13 protein-coding genes and 5 tRNA genes are annotated in these 17636 nt (G+C 41.0%); 16 read left to right on the top strand and 2 right to left on the bottom strand.

Features of this window, described 5'->3' with window-relative positions:
• Window positions 1-5: 5 nt before the first annotated feature.
• Both gmd and BKH46_RS06195 read right to left on the bottom strand, forming a co-directional pair.
• Window positions 6-1118 (bottom strand): GDP-mannose 4,6-dehydratase, encoded by a 1113-nt coding sequence (gene gmd / locus BKH46_RS06200; RefSeq protein WP_095225969.1) that lies wholly within the window; start codon window positions 1116-1118, stop codon window positions 6-8.
• A gap of 126 nt (window positions 1119-1244) precedes the next feature.
• Window positions 1245-2642 (bottom strand): mannose-1-phosphate guanylyltransferase/mannose-6-phosphate isomerase, encoded by a 1398-nt coding sequence (locus BKH46_RS06195; protein WP_095225968.1) that lies wholly within the window; start codon window positions 2640-2642, stop codon window positions 1245-1247.
• Between the two features lie 163 nt (window positions 2643-2805).
• Between BKH46_RS06195 and BKH46_RS06190 the strand changes: the two genes are divergently transcribed.
• From BKH46_RS06190 to rpsG, 16 genes are all read left to right on the top strand, one after another.
• A tRNA-Thr gene (locus BKH46_RS06190) sits at window positions 2806-2881 on the top strand.
• Between the two features lie 88 nt (window positions 2882-2969).
• Window positions 2970-3054 (top strand) — tRNA-Tyr (locus BKH46_RS06185).
• A 71-nt stretch (window positions 3055-3125) separates the two neighbouring features.
• A tRNA-Gly gene (locus BKH46_RS06180) sits at window positions 3126-3202 on the top strand.
• 54 nt (window positions 3203-3256) lie between these two features.
• A tRNA-Thr gene (locus BKH46_RS06175) sits at window positions 3257-3331 on the top strand.
• 100 nt (window positions 3332-3431) lie between these two features.
• The gene (gene tuf, locus BKH46_RS06170; protein WP_095225967.1) at window positions 3432-4631 is read left to right on the top strand and encodes an elongation factor Tu; all 1200 of its coding nucleotides are present in this window, start codon (window positions 3432-3434) and stop codon (window positions 4629-4631) included.
• Between the two features lie 19 nt (window positions 4632-4650).
• On the top strand, window positions 4651-4809 hold the full coding sequence (gene rpmG, locus BKH46_RS06165) for a 50S ribosomal protein L33 (protein ID WP_095225966.1): 159 nt from the start codon (window positions 4651-4653) through the stop codon (window positions 4807-4809).
• 18 nt (window positions 4810-4827) lie between these two features.
• Window positions 4828-4903, top strand: a tRNA-Trp gene (locus tag BKH46_RS06160).
• Between the two features lie 36 nt (window positions 4904-4939).
• Window positions 4940-5119 carry a preprotein translocase subunit SecE gene (gene secE / locus BKH46_RS06155; RefSeq protein WP_095225965.1) on the top strand — a complete coding sequence of 60 codons (180 nt, stop codon included), beginning with the start codon at window positions 4940-4942 and terminating at the stop codon, window positions 5117-5119.
• Between the two features lie 11 nt (window positions 5120-5130).
• Window positions 5131-5664, top strand: a complete 534-nt coding sequence (nusG, locus tag BKH46_RS06150) for a transcription termination/antitermination protein NusG (RefSeq protein ID WP_095225964.1) — start codon at window positions 5131-5133, stop codon at window positions 5662-5664.
• A 25-nt stretch (window positions 5665-5689) separates the two neighbouring features.
• The gene (gene rplK / locus BKH46_RS06145) at window positions 5690-6115 is read left to right on the top strand and encodes a 50S ribosomal protein L11 (RefSeq protein ID WP_095225963.1); all 426 of its coding nucleotides are present in this window, start codon (window positions 5690-5692) and stop codon (window positions 6113-6115) included.
• A 24-nt stretch (window positions 6116-6139) separates the two neighbouring features.
• Window positions 6140-6844 carry a 50S ribosomal protein L1 gene (gene rplA / locus BKH46_RS06140; protein ID WP_095225962.1) on the top strand — a complete coding sequence of 235 codons (705 nt, stop codon included), beginning with the start codon at window positions 6140-6142 and terminating at the stop codon, window positions 6842-6844.
• Window positions 6845-6946: 102 nt separating this feature from the next.
• Entirely contained in the window at window positions 6947-7429 is a 483-nt protein-coding gene (gene rplJ / locus BKH46_RS06135; protein WP_095225961.1) for a 50S ribosomal protein L10, read from the top strand.
• A gap of 18 nt (window positions 7430-7447) precedes the next feature.
• Window positions 7448-7822 (top strand): 50S ribosomal protein L7/L12, encoded by a 375-nt coding sequence (gene rplL / locus BKH46_RS06130; protein WP_095225960.1) that lies wholly within the window; start codon window positions 7448-7450, stop codon window positions 7820-7822.
• 160 nt (window positions 7823-7982) lie between these two features.
• On the top strand, window positions 7983-16640 hold the full coding sequence (locus BKH46_RS06125; protein WP_095225959.1) for a DNA-directed RNA polymerase subunit beta/beta': 8658 nt from the start codon (window positions 7983-7985) through the stop codon (window positions 16638-16640).
• Window positions 16641-16729: 89 nt separating this feature from the next.
• Window positions 16730-17119 carry a 30S ribosomal protein S12 gene (gene rpsL / locus BKH46_RS06120; protein WP_095225958.1) on the top strand — a complete coding sequence of 130 codons (390 nt, stop codon included), beginning with the start codon at window positions 16730-16732 and terminating at the stop codon, window positions 17117-17119.
• Window positions 17120-17131: 12 nt separating this feature from the next.
• Window positions 17132-17599, top strand: a complete 468-nt coding sequence (gene rpsG / locus BKH46_RS06115) for a 30S ribosomal protein S7 (RefSeq protein ID WP_095225957.1) — start codon at window positions 17132-17134, stop codon at window positions 17597-17599.
• Window positions 17600-17636 lie beyond the last annotated feature (37 nt).

Raw genomic sequence — 17636 nt, 5'->3', positions numbered from 1 at the left:
ATGGGCTATTCAAAGTAGCTCAAAATCTCATAGCCACCTTTTTGGAGGTATTTGTTTTTTTGCATCAATCCCAAATCAGATTGCATCATTTCTTTTACCAAGCTTTTGAGGTCATATTGCGGGATCCAACCGAGCTCTTCTCTTGCTTTGCTTGCGTCCCCAATGAGCAAATCCACTTCTGTAGGCCGGAAATATCGTGGGTCTATGCTGATAACCTCCTTGCCAATGGGTAATTGAAAGTCTTTGTTGTGGCATTTTTGGATATAGCCTTTTTCATCAATCCCCTCACCCCTAAAGGCAATCTCTATGCCTATCTCTTCAAAAGCCATCTTGACAAACTCGCGCACTTCTGTGGTGACCCCTGTAGCAATCACCCAATCTTGCGCTTCTTTGGCTTGCAGAATCAACCACATCATGCGCACATAGTCTTTGGCATGCCCCCAATCTCTTTTAGCCCCTAGATTGCCTAAATAAAGCTTGTCTTGAAGCCCAAGGGCGATACTAGCGACCCCGCGTGTGATTTTTCGGGTGACAAAAGTTTCGCCACGGATCGGACTTTCGTGGTTGAATAAAATACCATTGCTAGCAAAAATCCCATAAGCCTCACGATAATTCACAGTGATCCAATATGCATAAAGCTTTGCACAAGCATAAGGGGAGCGTGGGTAGAAAGGCGTGGTTTCTTTTTGGGGGATTTCTTGAACCTTGCCAAAAAGCTCGCTTGTTGAAGCCTGATAGATTTTAGTTTTCTCTCCTAATCCTAAAAGCCTTACAGCCTCTAAAATCCGAAGTGTCCCGATACCATCGGCATTAGCTGTGTATTCAGGTGTTTCAAAGGATACCCCCACATGACTCATAGCTGCAAGATTATAGATTTCATCGGGCTGGACTTCTTGAATAATATGCGTGAGATTCATCGAGTCTGTCATATCGCCATAACGGAGGATAAAATTGCGATTTTGGATATGGGGGTCTTGATAGAGATGGTCGATTCGATCTGTGTTAAAAAGCGAGCTGCGCCGTTTCAGACCATAGACAATATAGTCTTTTTTCAGCAAGAACTCAGCCAGATAAGCACCATCTTGACCTGTGATCCCTGTAATGAGTGCAACTTTCATGAGATGTTCCTTTGGCTAGATATTTTGGGGTATTTTAGCATAGATTCAAAAAAAGCTTTGGGCTCAAAAATCACAAAAGAGCCATTTTAGGAGTCTTGATTGTTTGTTCTAAGACTTTTGAATCTTTTAACATCTTTTGAAATCATCTTCTATTCTGATAATATCATCTTCACCAAGATATTCACCCACTTGAATTTCTATGATCACCAAATCAATTTTGCCAGGATTTTCCAAGCGGTGGAGTTGCCCCATCGGAATATAGGTAGATTCATTGGCTTTGAGAAAAATCTCTTTGTCCCCTAAAGTAATCAATGCACTGCCACTGACTATTGTCCAATGCTCATTGCGATGGAAGTGCTTTTGAAGACTCAGACGGGATTTTGGCTTGACAATGATTTGCTTGATTTTATAGCTTGGAGATTCAAGCAGCACGGTGTAATTCCCCCAAGGGCGATAGGCTGTTGTATGGATTTGTGCGAGGTGGGGGTGGGAGGTTTTGAGTGTGTGGATAATGTCTTTTATCTTTTGGGATTGACCTTTTTTGGCGATGAGGAGGGAGTCGTTGGTGTCTACTATAATGAGATCATCGATACCGATAGTGGCTACAAGTTTGTCTGCGATCACAAAATTATTTTTGCTTTCTTTGGCAATCAGAGCATTTTTGGAAGCATTGCCTAAAGAGTCTTTATCCCACTGGGTTTCTAAGGACTCAAAACTACCGATATCACTCCACTCAAGCTCTTCGATGACACATTTGACTTTTGGACTTTTTTCCATCAAGGCATAATCGATACTGATTTCTGGAAGCTCTTCAGAGGATTTGGGATCTAAACGGATATATTCTCCATCTTGTTTGGAATTTTCATAGACTTTTTGGCATATTTCATATATTTTAGGGGCATAAGTTTGCATTTGGTGCAAGAAACTTGAGGCTTTGAAGCAAAACATACCACTATTCCAGAAATAATTTTTTTCACAGATGTATTTTTGTGCCATTTCAAGATTGGGTTTTTCGACAAATTGCTCGACACAATCAGAATCACTACATCGGATATAGCCATAGCCTGTATGGGGCGTGGTGGGGCAGATACCAAAGGTAACAAGATAATCTTTTTTGGCATATTCTATGGCTTTTTGGACAGCTTTTTGGTAGTTTGGAGTGTTTTTGATGAGGTGATCGCTAGGGAGTGCTAGGATAATCTCATCGCCACCATAATGTTTGATTGTATCGAGTGTGCTGATAGTGAGGGCAGGAGCAGTGTTTTTTCCGAGCGATTCTAAGATATAGCTTTGGATAGGGGTGTTGGCCTTTTTGGCTTGGTCTTGGGCGAGAAAATAATGGTCTTGGTTGGTGATGATCTGGAAATGTGCATCAAAAAGCTCAATAAAAGGGCGATTACGCAGTAATGTTTGGGTAAAAAATGAGGTATCGTGCAGCAAGGGGACAAATTGCTTGGGTAACAAAGATCGCGAAAGGGGCCAAAGTCTAGTGCCTGAACCCCCACAAAGGATTGTGATAGTCATAGTAAAGATCCCTAAAAATAAATTGTGCCTTGCATTATACTCAAAAGTAGGGGGCATATCTAGGTTTATTGCTGGGTTTATTGATCGCAAAGCTATAAAATTATTAAAAATGCTTGACAGATGGGGGTCAAAATCAGTATAATTTCGATTTTGTAATTGATGTGCTGGTTTAGCTCAGTTGGTAGAGCAGCTGCCTTGTAAGCAGCAGGCCGGGGGTTCAAGTCCCTTAACCAGCTCCATATTTTTGTTTTTTCAAACTCTAAAACAGAATTCTCTGAATCAGTGTTTGACCAGTATTGTTTGCTATAACTATCAGTGTTTTAGTTGGGTGAGATACTCAAGTGGCCAACGAGGGCAGACTGTAAATCTGCTGACTATGTCTTCCGTGGTTCGAATCCACGTCTCACCACCACTAATATGTCCTATCTTAGGTCGTATTGTCCTAGGGTTTATCGCATTGAGTTATAGTGTATAAGCCAAGATGCGGGAATAGCTCAGTTGGCTAGAGCATCAGCCTTCCAAGCTGAGGGTCGCGGGTTCGAGCCCCGTTTCCCGCTCCATATTACTGGGAGCTGAACTTCTACTAAAAAGTATACTCTAAGCTCCAAAACAATGCCCATATAGCTCAGTGGTAGAGCACTTCCTTGGTAAGGAAGAGGCCGGCGGTTCAATCCCGCTTATGGGCTCCAGTTTTTCTAAGAAAAGATTTTGATATGAATCGTTTTTAACTGAATATAAGAACATTTCTATTAGAATCAAAACTCAAATTTTAATTTCAGGAGAAAACAAATGGCGAAGGAAAAATTTGTCAAAACTAAACCCCATGTCAATATTGGGACTATTGGACACGTAGACCATGGTAAAACCACATTGAGTGCTGCTATTTCTGCTGTTTTATCTCTCAAGGGTCTTGCTGAAATGAAAGACTATGATAACATAGACAATGCTCCAGAAGAAAAAGAAAGAGGGATCACTATCGCAACTTCTCACATCGAGTATGAAACAGAAAACCGACACTATGCACACGTAGATTGCCCTGGACACGCAGACTATGTAAAAAATATGATTACAGGTGCTGCACAGATGGACGGCGCGATTTTGGTTGTTTCTGCCGCAGATGGTCCTATGCCCCAAACAAGAGAGCATATTCTTCTATCCAGACAAGTCGGTGTGCCTTATATCGTTGTGTTTTTGAACAAACAAGATATGGTAGATGACCAAGAATTGCTTGATTTGGTTGAGATGGAAGTGCGCGAACTTTTGAGTGCTTATGAGTTCCCTGGTGATGATACACCAATTGTTGCAGGTTCAGCTTTGAAGGCATTGGAAGAAGCAAAAAGTGGCAATGTCGGTGAATGGGGCGAAAAAGTCCTTAAATTGATGGCAGAAGTCGATAGCTATATCCCCACTCCAGAAAGAGATACCGATAAGACCTTCTTGATGCCTGTTGAAGATGTATTTTCTATTGCAGGTCGTGGAACGGTTGTGACAGGTAGAATCGAGAGAGGCGTTGTCAAAGTCAGTGATGAAGTCGAAATCGTAGGTATCCGGGATACACAAAAGACAATCGTTACAGGTGTAGAGATGTTCCGAAAAGAGCTAGACAAAGGTGAAGCTGGTGATAATGTCGGTGTTCTCTTGCGCGGAACTAAGAAGGAAGATGTTATCCGAGGTATGGTTTTGTGTAAGCCAGGCTCTATCACTCCACACAAGAAATTTGAAGGTGAAATCTATGTCCTTTCTAAAGAAGAAGGTGGTAGACACACTCCATTTTTTGATGGCTATCGCCCCCAATTCTATGTCAGAACTACAGATGTGACAGGCTCTATCAAATTGCCTGATGGTGTAGAAATGGTTATGCCAGGTGATAATATCAAAATCAATGTCGAACTCATCAGCCCTATTGCGCTCGAACTTGGGACTAAATTTGCTATCAGAGAAGGTGGTAGAACAGTCGGTGCAGGTGTTGTAACCAAGATCATTGAATAATAAGGTTTAGGAAAGTATTATGAAAGTTAAAATAGGGCTAAAATGCTCTGAGAGTGGCGATATCAATTACAGCACAACAAAAAACGCTAAGACAAATACAGAAAAACTGGAGCTCAAAAAGTTCTGCCCTAGGCTTAATAAACATACAATACACAAAGAAGTTAAGCTAAAGAGCTAGGATTTTTCCTGGCTTCATAGGTCAGTAGCTCCAATGGTAGAGCGTCGGTCTCCAAAACCGAGTGTTGGGGGTTCGAGTCCCTCCTGGCCTGCCATTTTTAAATTGGACTATAATTTAGAAGTGAGATTTTATGAAAAAAATATTTGTATATTATAGATTGGCTAAAGAAGAATTATCCAAGGTAATTTTTCCCACTAAAGAGCAAATAAGAAATGCTTCAATATCAATAGTTATTGTAGTAACAATTATTACTTTGTTTTTGGCATTAGTCGATCTTATTTTGTCTGCTTCTGTATCTAGTATTCTGTAATAGGAGATTTTATGTCGTTAGATTGGTATGCCATACAGACTTATTCGGGTAGTGAGCAGGCTGTCAAAAGAGCCATCGAAAATATTGTCAAAGAGCATAATATCGGTGATCGTTTAAAAGAAATCGTTGTCCCCACAGAGGATATTATTGAGGTTTCTAAGAAAAGTAAAAGCAAGGTAACAGAGCAGAGCCTCTATCCTGGTTATGTTTTTATCAAGGTTGATTTGGATACTGCACTTTGGCATATGATACAATCACTCCCCAAGGTGAGCCGATTTATTGGTGAAAATAAAAAACCTACACCTTTGAGTGAAGCAGATATCAACCATATTCTTGAAAAAGTCAAAAATCGTGCGGCGCCCAAGCCAAAGATTTCTTTTGATCCTGGTGAAGTTGTGCGGATTGTAGAGGGTCCTTTTGCAAATTTTACGGCAACAGTTGAGGAATATGATATTGAACATAGAAAGTTAAAGTTAAATGTTTCTATTTTTGGTAGAAATACTCCTATAGAGATACTATATTCACAAGTAGAAAAAATAGTATAATTAAAACATTTAAAAGGAAACAAAGATGGCAAAGAAAATTGTTGGGGAATTGAAATTGCAGATTCCTGCTGGCAAGGCAAATCCTTCACCTCCTGTAGGTCCTGCATTGGGTCAAAGAGGGGTGAATATTATGGAATTTTGCAAGGCTTTTAATGAAAAAACTAAAGATATGGGGAATTTTAATATTCCAGTGATCATTACGATTTATCAAGATAAAAGCTTTACTTTTGTGACTAAAAAACCTCCTGTGACTGATTTGATCAAAAAGGCTGCAGGTATCACAAAAGGATCAGACAATCCATTGAAGAACAAAATCGCTAAATTGACCCAAAAACAAGTCGAAGAAATAGCAAACCTCAAGATAGAAGATCTGAACGCAACCACTCTAGATGCTGCAAAAAAGATTGTTGCAGGCAGTGCGAGGAGTATGGGCGTAGAAGTCGTTGATTAAAAAAATTATAATGGAGTTTATGGTATGGAAAAAAAGGTAGCCAAAAGATTACAAGGTTTGCTTTCAAAAGTTGATAGCAATCGTATATACGACATAAGCAGTGGAGTCAGCACTGTCAAATCTTTAGCCTCTGCTAAATTTGATGAAACAGTAGAAGTAGCTCTCAGGCTTGGCGTAGACCCAAGACATGCCGATCAGATGATAAGGGGTGCTGTAGTATTGCCCCATGGGACAGGCAAGAAAGTTCGCGTTGCTGTCTTTGCTAAGGGGCTTAAGGCTGATGAGGCTAGGAGTGCTGGAGCAGATGTAGTGGGTGATGAAGATCTTGCAGAAGAGATCAAAAATGGTAATTTGAACTTTGATATGGTGATCGCAACGCCTGATATGATGGCACTTGTTGGGAAAGTCGGTAGGATATTAGGGCCTAAGGGATTAATGCCTAATCCCAAAACTGGAACGGTAACAATGGATATTCTCAAGGCTGTAACCAACGCTAAGAGTGGTCAGGTGAATTTCCGAGTGGATAAAAAGGGAAATATCCACGCTCCCATAGGCAAGGCAAGCTTCCCAGAAGAGAAAATCAAAGAAAATATGTTAGAATTTCTTAAAACCATCAATCGCTTGAAGCCTGCGAGTGCAAAAGGAAAATATATCAAAGGAGGGATTTTGTCTTTGACAATGTCGCCCTCAGTCAAATTGGACTCTCAAGAACTCATGGATGTTAAATAAAGTTTAAGTTTTATTTTTATCTTTGGACTAAAGATCACAAGGGCTTTTTAGCTTAATTTGATAACTCTCCTTGTAGAAGTCTAGTCTGGAAAGGAGGAAAAAATGACCAAACTTCAAAAGAATCAAACCGTTGCGTATCTAGCAGCAGAGTTTCAAAATGCCTCTGCTCTGGTTGTGTGCGATTATAAAGGACTCAGTGTCAAGAGTTTGGAGAAGCTTAGGGTTTCGGCTAGAGATTTGCAAATCAAAGTCCAAGTAGTCAAAAATACTTTGGCAGAGATTTCTATGAAAAATGCCCAATACCCTGATTTGGAATTGAGAGATACCAATATTTTCATTTGGGGCAATGACCAAATAGCGTTATCCAAGCTAGTAGCTAAGTTTTCTGAAGAAAATAAAGATAAGTTTGCTATCAAAGTGGGTTGTTTTGATCAAGAAAAAGTTAGCTCAGATCATATTATGGCTATCTCAAAACTACCAAGCAAAGAAGAACTTATCGGTATGCTTTTGTCTGTCTGGACAGCACCAGCACGATATTTTGTCACTGGATTGGATAATCTGAGAAAACAAAAGGAACAAGAATAAAAATTTAAGGAGGCCATTATGGCGATTACAAAAGAAGAAGTTTTAGATTATATCGGGAGTTTGTCAGTTCTTGAGCTATCAGAATTGGTGAAGGCTTTTGAAGAGAAGTTTGGCGTGAGTGCAGCACCTACAGTGGTCGCTGGAGCTGTTGCAGCAGGAGGAGCGGCAGCTGTTGAGGAAAAAACAGAATTCAATGTTGTTTTGCTTGATAGCGGTGCGAATAAAATCAATGTCATCAAAGCTGTCAGAGAGATCACAGGACTTGGTCTTAAAGAAGCTAAAGAAGCCACTGAAAAAACTCCCCATACCATCAAAGAGGGCGTGAATAAAGAAGATGCTGAAACCTTTAAGAAAAAACTCGAAGAAGCTGGAGCTAAGGTCGAAGTGAAATAACCTTGCATAGAAAAATGTTTTTAAATACCCAAAAATAGGCTTTTCTATTTTTGGGTTGTTGTATTTATAGACACTCCAAGTAATTTTAATTCACAATCAGAACTAGATTTATTTGGAGTGTTTGACTCTTCTAAATTCCACCGAACGAAGGTTTAAAGATATGCCAACAAGAATTAAAACAAAAAATAGATTACGAATAGATTTTACAAAGTTGCCCCAAAGTTTGGAAGTGCCAAATTTACTGCTATTGCAAAGGGATAGTTATGATTCTTTTTTGTCATCAAAAGACGATAGAGAAAGTGGGATAGAGAAAGTTTTCAAATCTATTTTTCCTATTCAAGATGCTCAAAATCGAATTACTTTAGAATATGCTGGGTGCGAGTTTGGAAAGCCTAAATATACGGTGCGTGAAGCGATGGAGAGAGGTATCACTTATGCAATCCCTTTGAAAATAAAAATCAGACTTATTTTATGGGAAAAAGATGAAAAAGGTGAAAGAATCGGTGCAAAAGATATCAAAGAACAAAGTATCTTTATCCGTGAAATCCCATTGATGACTGATAGAACCTCTTTTATCATCAATGGAGTTGAACGCGTTGTGGTCAATCAATTACACCGAAGCCCAGGGGTTATTTTTAAAGAAGAAGAATCCATCACCTCGTTCAACAAGCTCATCTATACAGGGCAGATTATCCCCGATAGAGGCTCGTGGCTTTATTTTGAATACGATGCCAAAGATACTTTATTTGTTCGGATCAACAAACGTCGCAAGGTTCCTGTGACAATATTGTTCCGAGCAATGGGCTATAGCAAGCAAGATATTATTAAGATTTTTTATCCTTTGTTAAAAGTTCGCTTTGAAAAAGGAAAATATTTGATTCCTTTTAATGCTAAAGATTTTGATGGTAGGGTAGAATTTGATATCAGAAACTCTGATGGTGATATCGTAATCCCTGCAGGCAAAAGGCTCACTGCCAAAAAGGCAAAAGATCTCCAAGAAAAGGGTCTGGAGTGGATAGAATACCCCATAGATATCTTGCTCAATCGCCATCTTGCTGAGCCAATCATTGACAAAAAAACTGGAGAAATTCTCTTTGATACCTTGACCCAAATCGATGAGAGCAAGCTCAAAAAAATCTCAGAAATCAAAGTCAAAGATTTTGTGATTGCTAATGATTTGGCGTTGGGTTATGATGCTTCTATTATCCATTCTTTTGTTGCAGATGCAGAGTCTTTGAAGCTCTTAAAACAGACAGAAAAAATCGATGATGAAAACGACTTAGCAGCTATCAGAATTTATAAGGTAATGCGACCTGGAGAGCCTGTTACTAAAGAAGTTGCCAAGCAGTTTGTCAAGCAGCTGTTTTTTGAACCAGAGCGCTATGATCTCACGCGCGTAGGTAGAATGAAAATGAACCACAAATTAGGGCTCAATGTGCCTGATTATGTGACCGTTTTGACCCACGAAGACATCATAGAAACCGTGAAATATCTTGTCAAGGTCAAGAACGCTCAAGGCAGGATTGATGATAGAGATCACTTGGGTAACCGAAGAATTAGAGCGATTGGGGAGCTTTTAGCCAATGAACTGCATACTGGACTTGTTAAGATGCAAAAAGCCATCAGAGATAAGCTCACTACTATGAGCGGTGCTTTTGATACGATCATGCCCCATGATCTCATCAATTCCAAGATGATCACAAGCACAATCATGGAGTTTTTCACAGGTGGTCAGCTCTCTCAGTTTATGGATCAGACAAATCCCCTCTCAGAAGTTACACACAAACGCAGACTTTCAGCACTCGGTGAGGGTGGTTTGGTCAAAGAAAGGGTTGGGTTTGAAGCTCGAGATGTGCATCCTACTCATTATGGGCGGATTTGTCCGATTGAAACACCAGAGGGTCAAAATATCGGTCTGATCAATACGCTCTCTACCTTTACACGCGTCAATGACTTGGGCTTCATCGAAGCCCCTTATAAAAAGGTCATTAATGGCAAAGTGACAGATGAAATCATCTATTTGACTGCCACGCAAGAAGATGGGCATATCATCGCCCCAGCAAGCACAAAGCTCAATGATAAGGGAGCGATTGTTGAAGATTTGATTGAAACAAGAGTTGGTGGGGAGATCATGCTCAATGAAAAGAGCAAGGTTACACTCATCGACCTCAGTCCTAGAATGCTAGTGGGTGTGGCTGCTTCTTTGATCCCTTTCTTAGAGCACGATGATGCCAACCGCGCTTTGATGGGGTCAAACATGCAGCGTCAAGCTGTGCCATTGCTCAAGCCAGACGCACCTATTGTTGGGACAGGGATAGAAAAAATCATTGCTAGAGATTCTTGGGAGGCTATCAAAGCCACAAGAGCAGGTATCGTAGAAAAAGTCGATGCGAAAAATATTTATGTCTTGGGTGAAGATGAAAATGGAGCTTATATCGATACCTATGCTTTGCAAAAAAACCTCCGAACCAACCAAAACACAAGCTTTGCACAAAAACCTATTGTCAAAATCGGCGATAAAGTCCAAGTCGATCAAATCATTGCTGATGGTCCGAGTATGGATAATGGAGAGCTTGCGTTGGGTAAAAATATCCGTGTTGCTTTTATGCCTTGGAACGGCTATAACTTTGAAGATGCGATTGTTGTGAGTGAAAAAGTTATCCGTGAAGATGCATTTACCTCTATCCATATCTATGAAAAAGAGATCGAAGCCAGAGAGCTCAAACACGGTGTCGAAGAGATCACTTCTGATATCCCCAACATCAGAGAAGAAGAAACAGCCCATCTTGATAGCAGTGGTATTGTCAAGATAGGGACTTATGTCAGTGGGGGTATGATACTTGTGGGTAAGGTTTCTCCAAAAGGTGAAGTGAAGCCCACTCCCGAAGAAAGGCTTTTGCGGGCTATTTTTGGGGAAAAGGCAGGGCATGTTGTCAATAAATCGCTCTATTGCCCCCCATCATTAGAGGGGACTGTTGTGGGCGTGAAGATTTTCACCAAAAAGGGTTATGAAAAAGATTCTAGGGCTATCAGTGCCTATGAAGAAGAAAAATCCATCTTAGATATCGAACACCACGATCGCTTGACAATGCTGAATAAAGAAGAGATGTTGCGTATTGGTCTAATGCTCTCAAAAGAAAAGCTCAGTGCTGATGCGACTATCAATGAAAAAAAATACAAAAAAGGCGAGATTATCCCCAAAGAAGAGATTGCCTCTATCAATCGCTTTGCACTCAACACACTCATCAAGAGCTATTCAAAGGGCGTGCAAGGCAAATATGAACAAATCAAGACAAACTTCTTGGAGCAAAAAAAGACCTTGGGTGAGGAGCACGAAGAAAAACTCTCCATCTTAGAGAAAGATGATATTTTGCCCAGTGGGGTTGTCAAGCAAGTCAAAATCTATATTGCAACCAAAAGAAAACTCAAAGTTGGGGATAAAATGGCTGGAAGACACGGGAACAAGGGCATTGTTTCTAATATCGTGCCAGCTGTGGATATGCCTTATACAGCAGATGGTGAGCCCGTTGATATTGTGCTCAATCCCTTGGGCGTGCCTAGTCGTATGAATATCGGTCAAATATTGGAGGTGCATTTAGGGCTTGTGGGTAAAGAGTTTGGTAATCAGATAGCTGAGCTTTTTGAGAAACAAACAGCCAATTTTGCTAAAAAACTCAGAGAAAAGATGTTAGAAATTGCTGAGGCTGTCAATCACAATGAACCTGAAATTATCGAAGTTCTCAAGCAGTGCGATGATGAAGAGTTATTGGGCTATGCAAGGGATTGGAGCAATGGAGTTAAGTTTGCTATTCCTGTGTTTGAGGGGATATCACAAGAGAAATTCAATAAACTTTTTGAAATGGCAAAAATATCCATTGATGGCAAAACAGATCTTTATGATGGCAAAACAGGTGAAAAGATGCGTGAGAGGGTCAATGTGGGCTATATGTATATGCTCAAACTCCACCATCTTGTCGATGAAAAAGTCCACGCTAGAAGCACAGGACCTTACTCACTAGTCACACAGCAGCCTGTAGGCGGTAAGGCACTCTTTGGTGGGCAGAGGTTTGGTGAGATGGAGGTTTGGGCATTAGAGGCGTATGGAGCTGCCCATACACTCAAAGAAATGCTCACAGTCAAGTCTGATGATATCAAAGGTAGAGAAAATGCCTATCGAGCGATCACAAGGGGTGAGCACGTCGGAGAATCAGAGATTCCAGAAACTTTTTATGTCTTGACAAAAGAATTGCAGTCTTTGGCTTTAGATGTGAATATTTTTGGCGATCAATGCGATGAATATGGTCTTCCAGAGCCCATTGCCATCAAAGAAGAAGAGCGCCCAAAAGATTTCAATTCTTTCCAATTAGTCCTAGCAAGCCCTGAGAAAATCAAAGAATGGAGCCGTGGTGAGGTTAAAAAGCCTGAAACCATTAATTATAGGACACTCAAGCCCGAGCGAGATGGCTTATTTTGCACCAAAATTTTTGGCCCTGTGCGAGATTATGAATGTCTGTGTGGTAAATACAAAAAACCTCGATATAAGGGCACTGTGTGTGAAAAATGTGGTGTAGAAGTCACGAGCTCTAAGGTTCGGCGCTCTCGTATGGGGCATATCGAGCTTGTCACACCAGTTGCGCATATTTGGTATGTCAGCTCTCTACCTAGCAGAATTGGCACATTGTTGGGCGTGAAAATGAAGGATTTAGAGCGTGTGCTTTATTATGAAGCCTACATTGTCAGCGAGCCTGGCGAGGCGTTTTATGATAATGAATCCACAAAACCTGTGATGAAATATGATGTCTTAAATGAAGAGCAATATCAGAATATCCATCAGCGCTTTGAAGACAAGGGCTTTGTCGCACAGATGGGTGGGGAAGTGGTGAAGGATCTGCTAGAGCAGCTTGATTTGATGGTCTTACTCCAAAACCTCAGAGAAGAGATCAAAAACACCAATTCTGAAGCAAAGAAAAAGACGATTATCAAGCGCTTGAAAGTTGTTGAAAGCTTTTTGAATTCGGGCAATCGCCCTGAGTGGATGATGCTCACAGTGTTGCCTGTTTTGCCACCTGATTTGCGTCCTTTAGTCGCGCTTGATGGTGGGAAGTTTGCTGTTAGTGATGTCAATGACTTGTATCGCAGAGTTATCAACAGAAACCAGCGCTTAAAGAGATTGATGGAGTTAGATGCCCCTGAGATTATTGTGCGCAATGAAAAGAGAATGTTGCAAGAAGCTGTAGATGCGCTCTTTGATAATGGCAGAAATGCTAATGCTGTCAAAGGTGCTAACAAGCGACCTTTAAAATCCCTCTCAGAAATCATCAAAGGCAAGCAGGGCAGATTCCGACAAAACCTCCTTGGGAAGCGTGTGGATTTCTCTGGACGGAGCGTTATTGTCGTAGGCCCTAACTTGAGAATGGACGAATGTGGTTTGCCTAAAAATATGGCATTGGAGCTTTTCAAACCCCATTTGTTGGCAAAGCTTGAAGAAAAGGGCTATGCGACGACCTTAAAACAAGCTAAAAAGATGATCGAACAAAAGGCAAACGAAGTTTGGGAGTGCCTCCAAGAGATTGTTGCGGGCTATCCTGTGTTGCTCAATCGTGCACCGACATTACACAAACAATCGATTCAAGCTTTCCACCCCAAGCTCATAGATGGCAAGGCCATACAGCTACACCCATTGGTATGTTCAGCTTTCAACGCTGACTTTGATGGGGATCAGATGGCAGTGCATGTGCCACTATCTCAAGAAGCCATCACAGAGTGCAAGGTTTTGATGTTGAGTTCAATGAATATCTTGCTCCCTGCAAGTGGTAAGGCAGTGGCTGTGCCAAGCCAAGATATGGTATTGGGGCTATATTATCTGTCTTTAGAGCGCAGTAAGGTCAAAGGCGAGCACAAACTATTTGGCAATATTGATGAAATCATGATAGCTATTGATGCCCAAGAGCTTGATATCAACGCTAAAATCAGGACAGTTATTGATCGCAGAGTGCTTTATACGACTGCAGGTAGATTGATTTTGAAATCGATTTTGCCTGATTTTGTCCCTACAAGCCTTTGGAATAAAGTGATGAAGAAAAAAGACATCAGTGTATTGATTGATTATGTTTATAAAGAAGGTGGTATCGGGATTACAGCGACTTTCTTGGATAATCTCAAAAATCTAGGCTTCAAATATGCCACAAAAGCGGGGATTTCTATATCAGCAGCTGATATTATCGTGCCAAACGACAAGCAAAAAGTAGTCAATGCAGCAAAAAATGAAGTCAAGAAAATCCAAGTCCAATACGATCAGGGCTTGCTTACAGAACAAGAAAGATACAATAAAATCATCGATATTTGGACAGATACCAACAATAAAATGAGTAAAGAGATGATGGCGTTGGTTGAGGCTGATAAGGGTGGTTTCAACTCGATTTATATGATGGCAGATTCAGGGGCTAGGGGTTCAGCTGCACAAATCAGACAGCTCTCTGCTATGCGGGGTCTGATGGCCAAACCTGATGGCACGATTATTGAAACTCCGATTATCTCTAACTTCAAAGAGGGCTTAAATGTGTTGGAGTATTTTAACTCTACACACGGAGCTAGAAAAGGTCTGGCTGATACAGCCTTGAAAACTGCTAATGCGGGGTATTTGACAAGAAAGCTTATCGATGTTTCTCAAAATGTCAAGGTTGTGATGGAAGATTGTGGCACACACGAGGGCATTGAAATCACAGATATCACCGTGGGGAGCGAGCTGATTGAGCCTTTAGAAGAGAGGATTTTTGGTCGGGTGCTTGCTGAAGATATCATCGATCCTATCACAAATGAAATCCTTTTGAGTGCAGGCACTTTGATCAATGAAGAAAAGGCCAAAAAAATCACTGAAGCAGGTGTGAAATCTGTCATTATCCGCACTCCTGTCACTTGCAAGGCGCAAAAAGGCGTGTGTGCGAAGTGCTATGGACTCAACTTGGGTGAGGGCAAAATGTCTAAACCTGGCGAGGCAGTAGGGGTGATTGCAGCCCAATCCATCGGTGAGCCTGGCACTCAGCTCACACTCAGGACTTTCCACGTCGGAGGGACAGCATCCAGAAGCCAAGAAGAGCGCGAGATTCTCGCAGAAAATGAGGGCTTCATCAGGTATTATAATCTCAAAACCTACAAAAACAAAGAGGGCAAGAACATTGTAGCCAACAGAAGAAATGCAGCTGTCTTGGTGGTCGAGCCTAAGATCAAAGCTCCTTTTGATGGTGTGCTTAAAATTGATAGTGCCCACGATGAAACGATCGTGAGTGTAGTCAGCGAGAAGCAAGAAGCGCGATTTATCCTCAGAAAAGGCGATGTTGCAAAGCCCAATGAGTTAGCAGGGGTTAGCGGGAAGATTGAGGGCAAAATCTATTTGCCTTATGGCACAGGCCATAAAGTCAAAGCAGGGGGCAGTATCGTAGATATTATCAAAGATGGCTGGAATATCCCCAATCGTATCCCTTATGCGAGTGAAATAGTTGTCGATGATAACGCACCTATCGCTCAAAATATCTATGCTAAGGAGCAAGGTGTTGTCAAATATTATTTCTTAGAAGCCGATCATTTGCAGAGAACCAAAAACATCAAGGCAGGGGATATTGTCAAAGAAAAAGGTATTTTTGCTGTTGTAGCTGATGGGAATGACCGAGAGGCCATCAGACATTATCTAGCCAGAAGTTCAAAAATCTTGATCGATGATAATAGCCCTGTTGAAGCCAATACACTCATTGCGCAACCTGATGTAGCTAGCAAAAATGTGATTGCTCTTTGGGATCCTTATAACAACCCTATCATCGCTGATAAGGCAGGTGTAGTGAAGTTTGAAGATATAATCCCTAGCGTAACGGTAGCAGAAAAAGAAGACGAAAACACAGGTATCACAAATCTTGTGGTCAATGAATATATTCCCGCAGGCTATAAACCCGCTATTTTGGTTGATGTAGGCAATGGCGAAGTCTTGCGTTATGCACTAGAGCCCAAGACATCTATTTCTGTGCTAGAGGGTGCTCGGGTCGAAGTTGCAGATATTTTGGCAAAAACCCCTAAAGCCACGGTCAAATCAAGAGATATTACAGGGGGTCTTCCCCGAGTTTCTGAGCTCTTTGAAGCCAGAAAGCCCAAAGATATTGCTATCCTTTCAGAGATTGATGGGGTTGTGAGCTTTGGTAAGCCCATCAGAAACAAAGAAAGAATTATCGTTACAGCCGATGATGGCAGGATTGCAGAATATCTCGTCGATAAAAATAAGCAGATTTTAGTCCATACCGATGAGTTCGTCCACGCAGGTGAGGCGATGACTGAGGGAGTTGTTTCTAGTCATGATATTTTAAGGATTAGTGGTGAGAAAGAGCTCCATAAATACATTGTCAGTGAGGTGCAGCAAGTTTATCGCCGACAAGGGGTGAGCATTGCTGATAAGCATATAGAAATCATTGTTTCACAGATGTTGCGCCAAGTCAAAATTATTGATAGTGGCAATACAAAGTTTATTGAAGGGGATTTGGTCAGTAAGCGGCACTTCAAAGAAGAAAATGAAAAAACTATCCGTTTGGGTGGTGAGCCTGCTATTGCTGAACCTGTCTTGCTAGGGATCACTCGCGCAGCAATCGGTAGTGATAGTATCATTTCTGCAGCTTCGTTCCAAGAAACCACTAAGGTCTTGACTGAAGCAAGTATCGCAGCCAAAAAAGACTTTTTAGAAGATCTGAAGGAAAATGTCGTTTTGGGTAGAATGATACCTGTGGGAACAGGGCTTTATAAAAACAAGAGATTTGTTGTCAAAGCAGATGCACAAGATTGAAATTTTGTGCATTTCTAAGATAAATAAAAGACTTTTTAGGGTAGAATTAGACCATTTTTAATTTAAATTTTAGAAAAAGGAATCAAATAGTGCCAACCATCAATCAGTTAGTCAGGAAAGAAAGAAAAAAGGCGATCAGAAAAACTAAGTCACCAGCTCTGTTGGAATGCCCCCAAAGACGAGGTGTATGCACTCGTGTCTATACGACAACTCCCAAGAAACCAAACTCAGCTTTGCGAAAAGTCGCTAAAGTTCGCCTTACAAGCAAAGTAGAAGTGATTAGCTATATCCCTGGTGAAGGACATAGCCTCCAAGAGCACTCCATTGTGTTGGTAAGAGGTGGTAGGGTCAAAGATTTACCTGGTGTGAAGTATCATATCATCAGAGGTGCATTGGATACTGCAGGTGTCGCTAAAAGAACGGTTTCTAGAAGTAAGTATGGTGCCAAGAAGGCAAAAGCTGGTGCAGATAAAAAATAAGGAAGGTAATCAATGAGAAGAAGAAAGGCTCCTGTAAGAGAAGTTTTGGGTGATCCTATTTATAACAATAAAGTCGTGACTAAATTTATCAATAAAATGATGTATGATGGCAAAAAAAGTATTGCTGAGAAAGTGATTTATGCAGCTTTTGGCAAGATAGAAGAAAAAAGTGGAGAAAAGGGTATTGAAATCTTTGAAAAAGCCCTTGAAAAAGTCAAGCCCTTGGTTGAAGTCAGGAGCAGGAGGGTAGGGGGTGCTACTTATCAAGTTCCTGTAGAAGTCAGACCTGTAAGGCAGCAGTCTTTGTCTATTCGTTGGATACTTGAAGCCACACGAAAAAGAAACGAAAGAACAATGACAGACCGACTCGCAAATGAATTAATCGATGCTGCTAATGATAAAGGTGCAGCATTTAAGAAAAAGGAAGATGTGCATAAAATGGCTGAGGCGAATAAGGCTTTTGCTCACTATCGTTGGTGATTTGGCGAGATTCTCGCCTTTCTTCTTTATTATTCTT

Source organism: Helicobacter sp. 12S02634-8, assembly GCF_002272865.1.
Classification (GTDB): domain Bacteria; phylum Campylobacterota; class Campylobacteria; order Campylobacterales; family Helicobacteraceae; genus Helicobacter_J.
This window is presented reverse-complemented; position numbering and strand designations above follow the sequence as displayed.